The organism is Labrenzia sp. PO1 (assembly GCF_012273635.1).
Taxonomy (GTDB): Bacteria; Pseudomonadota; Alphaproteobacteria; order Rhizobiales; family Stappiaceae; genus Roseibium; species Roseibium algicola.
This window is the reverse complement of record NZ_JAAXCR010000001.1, coordinates 557,143-570,335: the sequence shown is the minus strand read 5'-3', so window position 1 is coordinate 570,335 and position 13,193 is coordinate 557,143. Positions and strand designations below refer to the sequence as shown.

The window sequence follows — 13,193 nt, the reverse complement described above, 5'->3', positions numbered from 1 at the left end:
CCCGAAGGGGGCGCGACAAGTCCCGGGCCGGCCACTTACACGCTACCTGACCTCTTTCCCGCACGCGGGAAGCGGACTAGGCTGAGTACAAATAACGGGCGTTGATATACCGAGACAGCTCCGCGATTTCAGCTCGCCAGTCCGTCACGAAGGAAACATCATGTGCAAGCTCTTCATCGAGGCAGATTCCACGCTTTGGGAAAGCACGACAAAGTCGCTGCGCATTGACGGCATGGTGACATCGGTGCGGCTGGAAACCTTCTTCTGGAAGGTTCTGGACGAGATCGCCGGACGGGACGGCATGAATGTGGTGCAACTGATCACCAAGCTTCACCACGAGAGCATCGACGCGGGTCATGATCTCGGAAATTTCACAAGCTTCCTGCGCGTTTGCTGCGGCCGGTACCTGGCCTTGCAGCTGTCTGGCGATGTGCCGACCGACAAGCGCCTGCCTATCGCGGGCCTGGATGCGGACGGTATTCTGGAAGCCGAAACCGGCCGTATTCACTGAGACATGCGCTGAAATGAGTTCAGGAGCTTTCCTTGGTCATCCCGGCCGAGCACCACGCTGCCGGGATGACCAGGGATGGCTTTTCATGTGCTGGTGACACGGCGCCTTGTCAGGCAGCCGCTTCTTGCGAAAGCGCCAGACGCATGTCTTCGGCGACCGCAACCGGGCCTGCCTCGGTCGGGACCTGGAAGAGCCCCAGTTTCTTCGTGACCTTGCCCAGCAGCACAGATGCCGTCATCCAGACCAGGAGCGGAGCGACAACCAGTGGCAGGGCAACAGGCAGCAGCCAGTAGAACATCTCCGGCGCATAGGTGTGCGAGAAGGCGATTGCGCCGGCGCCTGCAATGCTCATCCACCAGGTGGCGGAAAACGCCGCGGTGATCGGCAGCGAACCGTCGTCTCGATCGGCTGTCGGCCAGCCGCTGTCAGCACCCGTCAGCACCTGAAACACCGAGCGGCAGTGAAACATCATGTGGATCGGCGCAAGGATCGAGGTCAGCAGGATTTCAAGAAGAAAGCTGATCAGAAGCCGCACCGGGCCGCCGAAGTCCGCCGAGTTGCCGCCAAAGAGCGCCCGGGCAACAAGCAGCAGCTTGGGCAGGATCAACAAAGCCACCAGACCGAACAGCAGGGCGAGCGCCGTGGTCGTTTCCGGATGCGGAAAGACCGGGAATGGCGAATGACCGTCGAAGTAGACCGGGGGCGGAGCGACCAGCGGAGCCGCAAGGCTTGCCAGCAGGAAGATGCACCAGATCGGCGAGGCCAGGTAGGCAAAGACACCTTGCAGGATCGAAATCCGGCTCCAGAAGCGGAAGCGTGGGGCCGCCAGAATGCGGCTGTGCTGCAGGTTGCCCTGACACCAGCGCCGGTCACGCTTGGCGTAGTCGACCATGTTGGCGGGGGCTTCCTCGTAGGAGCCCGTCAGGTCCGGGTCGAGACGGACCTTCCAGCCGTCGCGCGCCAGGAGCGCAGCTTCAACGGTGTCATGGCTGAGGATGTGACCACCGAAGGGCGGTTTGCCGGTAAGCGGAGCCATGCCGCAGGCAGCTGCAAATGCGCGGGTGCGGATCAGCGCATTGTGTCCCCAGAAGGTGCCTTCCTCGCCCTGAACGGCGGCAAGGCCGCGCGCGAAGTAAGGCCCGTAGAGACCGGTCGCGAACTGCAAGAGGCGTCCGAACAGGGTGGAAAGTCCGATGATCTGCGGCAGCGACTGCAGCAGCCCCAGGCGCGGATCGGCTTCCATGCGCCGGACCATTTCCAGGATGGTCTTGCCATCCATCAGGCTGTCGGCATCAAGCACCAGCATGTAGTCGTAGGCACCGCCCGATGTCGTCAGGAAGTCGGCAATGTTGCCTGCCTTGCGGCCAATGTTCTGTTCGCGCCGCCGATAGAACAGGCGGCCACCGGCGTTCTGGCGAACAAGCAGTCGCTCATAGGCACGCTGTTCTTCCTCGCCAACATCCGCCTTGGTGGTGTCGGACAGGACGAAAAAATCGAAGCGGTCCGCCGCGGGCAGGGCGGCAACCGATTTCATGATGGCCTCCAGCCGGGCGAACACCGGACCGGTTGCTTCGTTGTAGATCGGCAGCAGAACGGCGGTGCGACCTTCAGGCAGAGCTTCTGCGGTTGCCCTTTCCTCAGGCGGAAACAGGATGCCGAAGAGGGCGATACATCCGCCCCAGGCCAGCCAGAAGCTTGCTACCGCCATCAGCGCGATGCGGACGATGTCCAGCCAGTCGAAACCGTCCGACTGGACAACAATGGCAAACATGTACGAAGCGCCCGTGGTCAGGCACAGGGCGATCACTGCCATGGCCAGCCGCCGGAAGGCCGTCGACCAGGCTTCGGAGCTGGCCTTCTTCATGTCAGCGGTCCTTGGCTGGAACCGGAACGCGCTTCAACTGCGGAGCAAGCGGCTGCACAGCCCGTTGCCACAGGGCGACAAGCGGGGCAAAGCGCACGGCCAGTGGCGGGTTGAGGTCGTGATGGGGCATTTCCAGCCCGTGACGGGGGGCAGGCACCGGCAATGTCCTGATGAAGGCTGCCCGGTCTTGCGGCGTGCCGCTAAAATGGTCGATACCACGGCGCGTGGCGGCGGAACCGGACAGAACGGACAAGAGGACGTCGTCGCCAAGGTCGGGCCGCTTCAGGACAGTCCTGATTTCTTCAAGCAGCTTACTGTCGGCAAAAAGGGTCGGACTGGTCGTCTGATCGATACTCACATGCGATGTCATCTGTTCCCACTCCACTGATACATCCAGGTTTCCGTTACATCGGTGCCGTCGAGTTGCAGGGCGAGAATGAACTCGACCGGTATTTCCTCGTCGTCCCGTGCGATATCGAGCACGGCACGCCAGCTGCCGCTTTCCAGCCGCTGGACGAACTGATGCTCCACCTTGCCGTTCTGCAGGGTCAGTCTCGGTGTCAGAGGAGCTTCCGCACCCATGTCACCCAGATTTCCGCCGGCAAATTCCACGACGAACTTGCGCAGTTTCGGGTCCGGATCCGAGGCAGCCGCGCCACCATGCCCTGTGCTGGTCGCGATTACCTGTGCCAGCTCGGTTCCCGGTTCCGGTTCACGGCCCCAGATCATCCGATAGGCAAAGCGATGTTCGGAGCCTGCCTTGGCGCCGTTTTCCGGCACCCAGCAGGCAACGAGGTTGTCGTAGATCTCTTTTTCGGCCGGGATTTCCGCCAGCATGACCTGGCCGTTGCCCCAGTCGTTGATCGGCTCGATCCACAGCGACGGGCGGCGTTGATACTTGGCTTCCGTGTCCTGGTAATGATCGAAATTCCGGTCGCGCTGCAACAGGCCAAAGCCTGCCGGGTTCTCCTCGTTGAAGAAGGACAGGGCAAGCTTTTCCGGATTGCGGGCCGGCCGCCACAGACGCTGGCCATTCTGGCGCAGGATCAAGAGACCGTCATTGTCATGAACTTCCGGGCGATAGTCGTCGAAGTTGGTGCGGTCGTTCTCGCCAAACAGATACATCGAAGTCAGTGGCGCAATTCCGAGGCGTTCGACATCGTCGCGCAGGAAAATGTGCGCATCCACTTCCACAACCGTGTTGATGCCCGGCTTGATCGTGAACTGGTAGGCACCGGCAACGCGCTCGCTCTCCAGTTCGGCATAGAGCCGCATTTCGGCAGCGCCGTCCGTCGGCCGCTCCAGATAGAACTTCGTGAAACGTGGAAACTCTTCCGGTCCGGCGATGGCCGTATCGATCGCAAGTCCGCGTGCGGACAGGCCGTAGACGTTGCCCTTGCCGAGCGCACGGAAATAGCTTGCCCCCAGGAACACCACCAACTCGTCGAAATATTCCGGAGTGTTCAGCGGATGGTGCAGGCGGAAGCCGGCGATGCCCGGCAGATCCACATCCTTGAATTTTTCCGGATCCAGCGGCTCGCGATATTCAAAATCCGCGCCGGTGAAGTGCAGTTCGCTGATATTGCCGTCGACGATCTCATAAAGTTCCACCGGCTCCTTGTAGAGCCAGCCCGGGTGGAACGCCTGAAGCTGATAGTTGCTGCCGGTGTCCTTCCAGACGGACTTTTCGGGATTGAACCGGATTGCACGATGCTGGTCATAATCGAGATTGGCGAGGATTTCGGGAAGAGCCGGTACATCGGGCGCAAATGCGTTCCCGGCCTTTTCTTTCATGCGCTCGACGAGCGCGGAAAAGTTAAACTCTTCGCCTGCCGCAAAGGCTCCGCCTGTTTGTGCAGGTGCGGTATTCTCTGCTGCGAGTGCAGTGCGGATGTCCGCGCCTGCCAGAGCACCGGCCGCCAGGGCCGTTGCCGATAAAAACGTGCGCCGATTGATCACGACGATTGGCCACCTTGTTGAAAATAAAGTGTTCTTTTTGGTTCACTTTTGAATGAGCACGCGCACTGCAGCAATTTTATGGAGAAAACCGGTCCAAAAAATGGCATTCCTGTGCAATGCAGCATCGTACGCTTGTTCGTTCGACTTTCAAACGTCCAAACAGCCGGTTGGTTTCATATTTTTTTGAAAAAAGTTCCGCTCAGATGCCGATTGTAACCAGCCGGGCAACGTAACTTCCGATTGCCATGGCCGATGTGAGGCCGGGGGATTCGATTCCGTAGAGCGTGACCAGACCCGCAAGGCCATGATCTGACGGCCCGTCAATTCGGAAATCGGCCGCGGGTTCACCCGGACCGGCGATCTTGGGCCGGATGCCGGAGTAGTCGGGCAGGAGTGCATCGTCCGGCAGGCCGGGCCAGTAGCTGCGGATGGCGGCATAGAACCTGTCGCCCCGGGCGGGATCCACCTTGTAGTCGGCAACCTCCACCCATTCGACATCCGGACCGAAGCGTGCCTGGTGCTGCAGGTCGAGTGTCAGGTGAACACCGAGCCCGCCGGGTTCCGGCACGGGGTAGATGAGCTTGGAAAAAGGGGCCTTGCCCTGAAGCTTGAAATAACTGCCTTTTGCGAGGTAGGCGGCCGGTGGATTGGCACCCTCAAGCCCGGCAGCCAGGGCAGGTGCGCCGTGGCCTGCGGACAGGATCAACTCCTTGCAGGTGAGGGCATAGGTTTCCGTTCCCTCCGTTTCCGCATGCACCCGGTAACCGCCATCAGCCAGGCGCTCGAGGCGCGCAACTCTCGTGTTCAGCACAACCTGACCGCCGTTAGCCTCGAGCTCTCCCTGGAGAGCCAGCATGAAACCGTGACTGTCGACGATGCCTGTGGAGGGGGAATGCAGTGCGCCGGTGCAGGCAAGCTCCGGTTCGGCTTCGTTCAGGCTGTCCTGGTCCAGTAATACGAGATCTGTAACGCCGTTTTCCGCCGCTTTGCGACGGATTGACTGCAGTTGCTCCAACTGATCGTTATTGGACGCAACGATCAGTTTTCCAATCTGCTCGAAACCGACGCCATTCTCGGCACAAAACCGGTAAAGCCGTTCTTTGCCCTCCACACAAAAACGAGCCTTCAGGCTGCCCGTGGGATAGTAGATGCCCGCGTGGATGACTTCCGAATTGCGGGCGCTGGTTTCCGATCCGATCAGGCCATGCTGTTCCAGCACCATGACCTCGCGACCGGTCAGCGCCAGTTCACGCGCAATCGCAAGTCCAACGGCACCGGCACCGATAACGAGGGTTTCAATGTCATGCATGGTGTTGCCGGCAATCCTGGTCGCGCGTTCTTTTCCTTGTCAGCCCGTCATGCCACGGCTTGCTCCAGACGTCGATGCTGGAACTGCGGATGGAAACACAGGCCTGGGAGTCAAATCAACGAACTTCGCTCTGCCTTGGATTGAAACCCATAATCCACACTCCGTTGTTGCCGGGCTCGACCCGGCAATCCGTCCGGTTCGTATGAGGAGCCGCAAGCATCAGCGAATAACGATGAAAGGGCGCGGCTTCAATGCCACGTCTGAGCCATGGCATGACGGTGGAGGGATGTTTGCTCCAACCCAGTTCACGCCAGGAACATGCTCTTGAGGGGACTGCCGGCTCAAAGCGACGGCAATGTTATGGTCAGGCTGGACGGACCGGAGAAAATCGGGTGTGCAGCCCCGGGCCGATGAAAGGTCCGGGGCGCATATCAACAAACGGGATCAGCTCCACCAGGCTTCCGGTGAGAACGAGCCGGCGGCATCTTCGATGACCTGACCGACCTGGAACAGGGTGCTTTCCTCAAAGGGTTTGCCGATCAGCTGAAGACCGAGCGGCAGGCCATTGTTGTCGAGGCCGGCCGGAACGGAAATGCCCGGAAGACCGGCCATGTTCACGGTCACGGTAAAGATATCGTTGAGGTACATTTTCACCGGGTCGGAATGAAGGTCCTGGTCGGCAACGCCGAAGGCTGCCGAAGGGGTTGCCGGGGTCAGGATTGCGTCGACGCCGTTTTCCCAGGCCAGGTCGAAGTCGCGCTTGATGAGAGTGCGAACCTTCTGGGCCTTCAGGTAGTAGGCATCGTAGTAACCGGCGGACAGCACATAGGTGCCGATCAGGATACGGCGCTTGACCTCTTCCCCGAAGCCTGCTGCACGGGTGTTCTCGTACATCTCTACGATGTCCTTGCCCGGCACGCGCAGGCCGTAGCGCACACCGTCGTAACGTGCGAGGTTCGAGGAAGCTTCCGCCGGTGCCACGATGTAGTAGGCCGGCAGGGCGTATTTGGTGTGCGGCATCGCAATGTCGACGATTTCCGCACCGGCGTCCTTCAGCCAATCGATACCCTTCTGCCAGAGCGCTTCGATGTCGGCAGGCATGCCGTCCAGGCGGTATTCTGCCGGAATGCCGATCTTGAGGCCCTTCACGGATTTTCCGATGGCCGCTTCATAGTCCGGCACAGGCAGATCGACCGAGGTGGTGTCCTTGGCGTCGACGGAGGCCATGGATTTCAGCATGATCGCGCTGTCACGAACGGTGTGAGCAATCGGGCCGGCCTGGTCGAGCGAGGAAGCAAAGGCAACAACGCCCCAGCGGGAACAACGGCCATAGGTCGGCTTGATGCCGACAGTGCCAGTGAACGCGGCTGGCTGACGGATGGAGCCGCCGGTGTCGGTTGCGGTGGCACCCATGCACATGCGGGCGGCAACGGCGGCGGCAGAACCACCGGAAGACCCGCCGGGGACGAGATCCTGGTTCGAGTTCTTCTTCCGCCATGGGTTGATCACCGGCCCGTAATAGGAGGTCTCGTTGGAGGAGCCCATGGCGAACTCGTCCATGTTCAGCTTGCCGAGCATGACCGCGCCGTCGGCCCACAGGTTGGACGTAACGGTGGATTCATAAGCGGGTTTGAAGCCGTCCAGAATGTGGCTGCAGGCCTGGGTGTGTACGCCCTGGGTGGCGAAAAGGTCCTTGATGCCAAGAGGGATGCCTTCCAGCGCACCGCCTTCGCCCTTGGCAAGCTTGGCGTCGGATGCCTTTGCCATGTCGCGCGCCTTGTCGGTGGTCACGGTGACATAGGCATTCAGCTTTTCATTGGCGGCTTCGATGTTCTTGATGAAGGCATCGGTCAGTTCCAGGGACGTGTAGTCCTTGTTTTTGAGGCCTTCGCGGGCCTCGGCAATGGTCAGTTTGGTCAGATCGGTCATGGATTTGAACTCTCAGGCGGCCGCCAGCGGCCGGGAATAGAAGATGGAATAGGGACTGTCGGGATAATCGAGCACCGGTCCGCAGCGGCTGAAGCCGGCTCGTTCATAGATGCGCCAGGCAGCCGGGTGTTTGTCGCCGGTTTCCAGAACGAGCATGGAAATGCCCTCCCGGGTTGCCAGCTCAATGATCCGGTCCAGAATGCTGCTTCCCAGGCCGAGGCCCTGAAAGGTCGGTCTGGTGTACATGCGCTTGACCTCGGCAATGCCGTCAGCGTGCCGGTGCAGGGCACCGCAGGCAGCTGCCTTGCCGTCAATCCGTGCAACGAAGACAGTCGTTGCCTCGCCGGACATCTCTTCAGCCGTCATGTGGTAGCAGGCCTCGGGCGGGCTAAGTGTCAGCAGCAGGTCGTTCAGCTCGGCAATCATCTCACCCATGTCGGCAGACAGGGGCGTTTCGACGGCAATAGCTGGAACGGGTGCGATCATCCGGGTTGGTCCGCTTATTCGACGACTTTCGGCACCATGAAGAAATTATCTTCGGAGGCCGGTGCGTTCAGGGTGATGTCGGCAGCCTTGTTGCCGTCGGTCACGCCGTCGGCGCGCTTTTTCATGGTCTGTTCAACCACGGACGTCAGCGGTTCGACGCCGGAAATATCGACTTCGTCCAGTTGCTCGACAAAGCCGAGAATGGCGTTCAATTCGCCAGTCATGCGGGTCGCGTCTTCTTCGCTCACCTTGATGCGCGCCAGCCGGGCAACGCGTTTCACCGTATCGGTATCAACAGACATGTGTTCCTCGTCGTTACTGGTGCCTGAAGCGGAAATCCGCTCATGGCTTGCGCTCTTCTTGCGGCGGCCGCGCGGGGAAGGCAAGAGCGCAGGCTTGCCTTGCGGGAGAAATAAGAATAAATCGGTACCAATGGGAACCGAAATAGGAATTTGCACGTGATCCAGTCTTGCGAAACGATCCGGCCATTGCCGATGGCGGCCATCGTCTATCTGGCTTTCGAACCAGCCTGGCTGGCGCTCAGCCGCAAGGAAAGAGGCGAGATTGCCGGCCAGATCGGCACAATCCTGGCGCGTCATCCAGAGGTTGCTTTCGAATGGTTTGACGCCGATGCCCTGGCTGGCGGGTTTTCGGATTTCGCGATCTGCCGGTTTTCCGACATGCGCGCCTATCATCACTTGTGGGAGGAACTGCGCGACACGGTGATCTTCTCAAAACCCTATGCGCGGATCGTCAACGTGACCACCGGCATCGAGAATGGCTTTCAGGACTACGAGGCAAATCTTCAAAGTGCTGTGGTTGCGGAGGCTGGAGATGCCTGAGGAAGGCAATGCCGGCCGGCCGCGGGAGGGCAGGGTCAGCAAGGCGCTTCTGGAGGCCACGCTGATTGAGCTTGCCGAAAACGGCTACGAAAAGACGACGATTGCCGCCATTGCGGCGCGAGCGCGCACCAGCAAGCAGGCGGTCTACCGGCGCTATGCGGACAAGGGGGCGCTGATTGCGGCGTCTGTCGAAGCAGCTCTTGCCAGCGTGAACCCGGCACCGCCTCAGCGGGGCAGCGTTGCGGAGGATCTGCGGCAGTGTCTGTCGAACACCGTTGCGGCCTTGCAGGATACCGCGTTGGGCGCGGCGGTTCGGGCACTGGTTCCCTATCGAAGCAGGCCGGACCTTGCCGGCGTCCTCGATGAGGCGGAGACTGCCAGACGTCTGGTCCTGCGGCAGATCTTCATCGCGACCCCGTTCGAAGCTGACATGGAAGCGCGGATCGACCTGCTTCTCGGCCTCATCTATTTCCGCCTGCTGATCCGCAATATCAGGATCGAGACGAGGGACATAGAAACGGCCATCTATCTGGTGCTGGGGCTGGTGGCACCGCGCCAACCCGTACCACGCCCGGATCTGCCGGGCCTCCCCGGATTGTGAAGACAGCCGCCATCACGATTTTCTCGCTCGCCGTTAGCGGCTCTGTGATCAAGGGTGATTGGCCAAATTCTGCGGCAGAAGACATGTTTTTTTCCGCGTGGAGCGTTAGGCTTCACCTGATCACGCCATTCTCACCCCAATGGAGACGCACATGCCGCTCTATACGTCCAAATCCGTTCTGCTCGGACTGACCGCGCTCTTCTCCGCTGCTGCCTTTACCGCTTCCGCTGATGAGATCACCACTTTCACCAAAGGCGGGGCTGCAATCGGCGGCACCGATCCGGTTGCCTATTTCACGGATGGCAAGCCCGTTGCCGGCTCCGATGAATTCACCGCAGAGTATGACGATGTGACCTGGAAGTTCTCGTCCGCGGAAAACCGTGACAAGTTTGTTGCCGACCCGGCGAAATATGCCCCTCAATACGGCGGCTTTTGTGCTTTCGGTGCCGCCATGGGTTTCAAGGTTCCGGTGGTGCCGGAAGCCTGGTCGATCGTCGACGGCAAGCTTTACCTGAACAACTCCCTGAAGGTGCAGGAGCGGTTCGAGGAAGATGTGCCGGGATATATCCGCAAGGCGACCCTCAATTGGGACATCATCAAGGAGAAGAACCCGGGCGATCTGAAAGAGCCGATCATCCGCGACTGATCTGTCGAGTGTTTTCCTGGCCTGAGCCCGTCAATCGGCGGGCTCAGGCTTTTTTCGGAATAACATGATCCGCGCACGCGCCATCCAGGCTAGGCGTTGCGCGAACCTGGCTCCGGACCGCGCAGGTCCCTTCTGCAAGGTGCCGTTACACTTTTCCGAAAGGCAGATCTTTTAATCGGCGATCGTCGATGTTAAATCTTGAGATTATTACTCAAGATTTATGAGGTCCTCCTTGGCCACTCCTGCGAAACGCCAGCCCAGATTTCTAACCGTCAAGTCGACGCACTACCTCAGTCCAAATCTTATCCGTGTCACCTTTGCCGGCCCGGAGTTGCAGGGTTTTCCCGAAGGGCACGAGGGCGCGAACTGCAAGTTGCTGTTGCCGCGCGACGGCGAAAGCCGCGAAGCCTTCGAAGCGCATTATGCGCCGGACGGGCCTTCCGAACGCGTCCATCCGGTTCGCACCTATACCGTCCGTTCTTTCCGCCGGGATACGCTGGAACTCGATATCGACTTTGTTGCTCACGGCGACGAAGGGCCTGCAACGCGCTGGGCGCAGCGGGCGGCAGAGGGAGATTTCCTGGGTTTTCTCGGCCCAAGCCAGCCGAAAATCACCGAGTTTCATGCCGACTGGTATTTGCTTGCGGCAGACCTTTCGGCAATGCCGGTGGTCGAAGCGACGCTGGAGGCTATGCCGCGCGAGGCAAGGGGTCTCGTGTTGTTCGAAGTTCCGTCAGAAGACGACAAGCGCGAGATTGCAGCACCAGAAGGCGTGGAAATCAGATGGCTGGTCCAGGATAACCCGCATCTGCCTTCAACCGCGCAGGTTGACCTCGTGAAATCTCTGGAATGGCCTGCGGGAACGATCCAGACCTGCATTGCAGGTGAAAGCTCCGTCATTCGGGCCCTTCGGGATCATCTTCACAACGAGCGGAAAGTGCCGAAGGCGGACACCTACATTTCCGGCTACTGGAAAATCGGACTTGTCGAGGACGAGCATCAGCAGCTCAAACGGGCGGAAGCCGCCTGAGGCCTCTTGCTGGAACATCGCACTTCTCGCCGGTTGGGCTCGCTCCAACCGGGTGGATGCAGAACGCCGGTCTGACCGTGTGGTCGAATATCTTCCGGCGACCCAAATCTTGCCATCAACCTGAGATCCGTTAGATCTGTTGTTACAGGTCTTTCGGGAGGCATTCTCATGCGTGGTTTTGCAGTTGGTCTTGGGCTCGTTGTTGCCGGGTTCGCCTTTGTGCCGGCGGCTTGGGCAGCCGGCCCGGCCTTCGATTGTGCGAAGGCGGAAAGTTCGGCCGAAAAGCTGGTCTGTTCGAATGATGATCTTGGAACACTGGACCAGAAACTGGCTGATATCTATGAAGGCGCGGTTGGCGTCGTGAAGTCGCTTGATGCGGGCGCCGAAGAGGAACTCAACACGCTGAAGGCCTATCAACGCGGCTGGGTGAAAGGGCGCGACGAATGCTGGAAGAGTGACGACGAACTCTCCTGCGTCCGCTCGGCCTATGAACGCCGGATCGCAGAACTGACAGCGCGCTATCAACTGATCAAGGGACAGGCCCCGGTCTTTTACACCTGCAACGAAAACCCGGCAGACGAGATTGTGGCGACCTTCTTCGATACCGAGCCACCGTCTGCACGGTTGGAGCGCGGTGACACGACGGAAATCGTGGTGCAGGGTCCGAGCGGATCCGGCGCGCGTTACGAAGGCGATTTCGGCATTCTTTTCTGGATCAAGGGAGACGAGGCCATGGTGGACTGGCCTCAGGGCACGTCTTTCGATTGCAAGGTGCGAAGCTGACAGGCCTTTGACCGCCTGTCAGACCGCAGAAAAAAGTCGGCCGGTGCGATAAGGCAGCGGCCGACTGCTCATAGTCAGCCGTCCTTGTAATAGTAGCTATAGCCATTGAGGGCGGGGGCGCCGCCGAGGTGTGCGTAGAGCACCTTCGATCCGGCTGGAATATTGCCCTTCTTGACCAGGTCGATCATGCCTTGCATGGATTTGCCCTCGTAGACCGGGTCGGTGATCATTGCCTCGGTCTTGGCGGCAAGCCGGATGGCGTCGTTTGTCTCTTCAGAGGGAACACCATACGCGGGGTAGGCGTAGTCAGGATTGATCACGATCTCGTCGTCCCGGACCGCGCGGCCAAGTTCCACAAGGGAGGCCGTGTTGTCGACGATCTGGCGAACCTGCGCACGGGTCTGGTCAAGGGTGCCGGAGGCGTCGATGCCGATTACGCGGTCCGCCCGGTTCTGGTCGGCGAAGCCCACGATCATTCCGGCCTGGGTGGAGCCGGTAACCACGCAGACGATGATGTAGTCGAACGTGAAACCGAGCTCTTCTTCCTGCTGCTTCACTTCCTCGGCAAAGCGCACGTAACCAAGGCCACCGTATTTATGGACGGATGCCCCGGCAGGAATGCCGTAAGGCGTGCCACCCGCATCGCGCACGGACTGCATTGCGTCTTCCCAGCTCTGGCGAATGCCGATGTCGAAGCCGTCGTCGACCAGACGGGAATCCGCCCCCATGAGACGTGTCAGCAAAATGTTGCCGACCCGGTCGTAGACCGCATCGTAGTGCGGTACCCATTTTTCCTGCACCACAACGCATTTCATGCCGATCTTTGCGGCGGTGGCTGCAACCATGCGGGTGTGGTTGGATTGGACACCGCCGATGGAAACCAGCGTGTCCGCACCGGAAGCGATCGCGTCGGGTACGATATATTCCAATTTCCGCAGCTTGTTGCCGCCAAAGGCAAGGCCGGAGTTGCAGTCGTCCCGCTTTGCATAAATGTCCACCTTGCCGCCAAGCGCTTCGGAAAGCCGGGGTAGAGGTTCGATGGGCGTTGGGCCGAAGGTGAGGGGATAGCGTTCAAACTTGCTGAGGTTCATGGAGCACACCGGATTGATTGTTGACCCTTTGAGCCTTGCAGAAATTTTCAGAAAGGTGCTTTCAAAGTTTGATGTATTTTTTCTGTTATTGAGAACTTGAAGCGTATATTGATTCATCAATCATCGAACTAAGGTCAAAAAA

14 protein-coding genes are annotated in these 13,193 nt (G+C 59.7%); 6 read left to right on the top strand and 8 right to left on the bottom strand.

Annotated features, from left to right (window positions below; genetic code table 11):
• Window positions 1-160: 160 nt before the first annotated feature.
• Window positions 161-511, top strand: coding sequence for a ribbon-helix-helix domain-containing protein (locus HCG46_RS02735; RefSeq protein ID WP_023000563.1), 351 nt, complete (start codon window positions 161-163; stop codon window positions 509-511).
• Between the two features lie 109 nt (window positions 512-620).
• Here the strand turns inward: HCG46_RS02735 and mdoH are convergent, their stop codons facing one another.
• The 7 genes from mdoH to gatC all read right to left on the bottom strand — a co-directional run bounded on the left by mdoH (window position 621) and on the right by gatC (window position 8,360).
• Entirely contained in the window at window positions 621-2,375 is a 1,755-nt protein-coding gene (gene mdoH / locus HCG46_RS02730; RefSeq protein WP_023000564.1) for a glucans biosynthesis glucosyltransferase MdoH, read from the bottom strand.
• A 1-nt stretch (window position 2,376) separates the two neighbouring features.
• Window positions 2,377-2,745, bottom strand: a complete 369-nt coding sequence (locus tag HCG46_RS02725) for a hypothetical protein (protein ID WP_023000565.1) — start codon at window positions 2,743-2,745, stop codon at window positions 2,377-2,379.
• Window positions 2,742-4,334, bottom strand: a complete 1,593-nt coding sequence (locus HCG46_RS02720) for a glucan biosynthesis protein (RefSeq protein ID WP_228148032.1) — start codon at window positions 4,332-4,334, stop codon at window positions 2,742-2,744. The genes HCG46_RS02725 and HCG46_RS02720 overlap by 4 nt, the downstream gene beginning before the upstream one ends.
• Before the next feature lie 199 nt (window positions 4,335-4,533).
• The gene (locus HCG46_RS02715) at window positions 4,534-5,643 is read right to left on the bottom strand and encodes an NAD(P)/FAD-dependent oxidoreductase (RefSeq protein ID WP_168684494.1); all 1,110 of its coding nucleotides are present in this window, start codon (window positions 5,641-5,643) and stop codon (window positions 4,534-4,536) included.
• A gap of 444 nt (window positions 5,644-6,087) precedes the next feature.
• Window positions 6,088-7,572 carry an Asp-tRNA(Asn)/Glu-tRNA(Gln) amidotransferase subunit GatA gene (gene gatA / locus HCG46_RS02710; protein WP_023000568.1) on the bottom strand — a complete coding sequence of 495 codons (1,485 nt, stop codon included), beginning with the start codon at window positions 7,570-7,572 and terminating at the stop codon, window positions 6,088-6,090.
• 12 nt (window positions 7,573-7,584) lie between these two features.
• Entirely contained in the window at window positions 7,585-8,058 is a 474-nt protein-coding gene (locus HCG46_RS02705) for a GNAT family N-acetyltransferase (protein ID WP_168684492.1), read from the bottom strand.
• Window positions 8,059-8,072: 14 nt separating this feature from the next.
• Window positions 8,073-8,360, bottom strand: coding sequence for an Asp-tRNA(Asn)/Glu-tRNA(Gln) amidotransferase subunit GatC (gene gatC / locus HCG46_RS02700; RefSeq protein ID WP_152506052.1), 288 nt, complete (start codon window positions 8,358-8,360; stop codon window positions 8,073-8,075).
• Between the two features lie 156 nt (window positions 8,361-8,516).
• Between gatC and HCG46_RS02695 the strand changes: the two genes are divergently transcribed.
• The 5 genes from HCG46_RS02695 (at window position 8,517) to HCG46_RS02675 (ending at window position 11,960) form a co-directional block, all read left to right on the top strand.
• On the top strand, window positions 8,517-8,900 hold the full coding sequence (locus HCG46_RS02695; protein ID WP_168684490.1) for a darcynin family protein: 384 nt from the start codon (window positions 8,517-8,519) through the stop codon (window positions 8,898-8,900).
• On the top strand, window positions 8,893-9,501 hold the full coding sequence (locus tag HCG46_RS02690; RefSeq protein WP_168684488.1) for a TetR-like C-terminal domain-containing protein: 609 nt from the start codon (window positions 8,893-8,895) through the stop codon (window positions 9,499-9,501). The genes HCG46_RS02695 and HCG46_RS02690 overlap by 8 nt, the downstream gene beginning before the upstream one ends.
• Window positions 9,502-9,652: 151 nt before the next feature.
• A complete protein-coding gene (locus HCG46_RS02685) occupies window positions 9,653-10,147 on the top strand; it encodes a YHS domain-containing (seleno)protein (RefSeq protein WP_031269160.1) in 495 nt (164 codons plus the stop codon).
• Window positions 10,148-10,379: 232 nt separating this feature from the next.
• Window positions 10,380-11,177, top strand: a complete 798-nt coding sequence (locus HCG46_RS02680; protein ID WP_173017336.1) for a siderophore-interacting protein — start codon at window positions 10,380-10,382, stop codon at window positions 11,175-11,177.
• A gap of 168 nt (window positions 11,178-11,345) precedes the next feature.
• On the top strand, window positions 11,346-11,960 hold the full coding sequence (locus HCG46_RS02675; RefSeq protein WP_023000575.1) for an MliC family protein: 615 nt from the start codon (window positions 11,346-11,348) through the stop codon (window positions 11,958-11,960).
• A 74-nt stretch (window positions 11,961-12,034) separates the two neighbouring features.
• Here HCG46_RS02675 and HCG46_RS02670 read toward each other — a convergent pair whose 3' ends face one another.
• Window positions 12,035-13,051: a 1-aminocyclopropane-1-carboxylate deaminase gene (locus HCG46_RS02670; RefSeq protein WP_168684486.1), complete on the bottom strand. Its 1,017-nt coding sequence runs from the start codon at window positions 13,049-13,051 to the stop codon at window positions 12,035-12,037.
• Window positions 13,052-13,193: the final 142 nt, after the last annotated feature.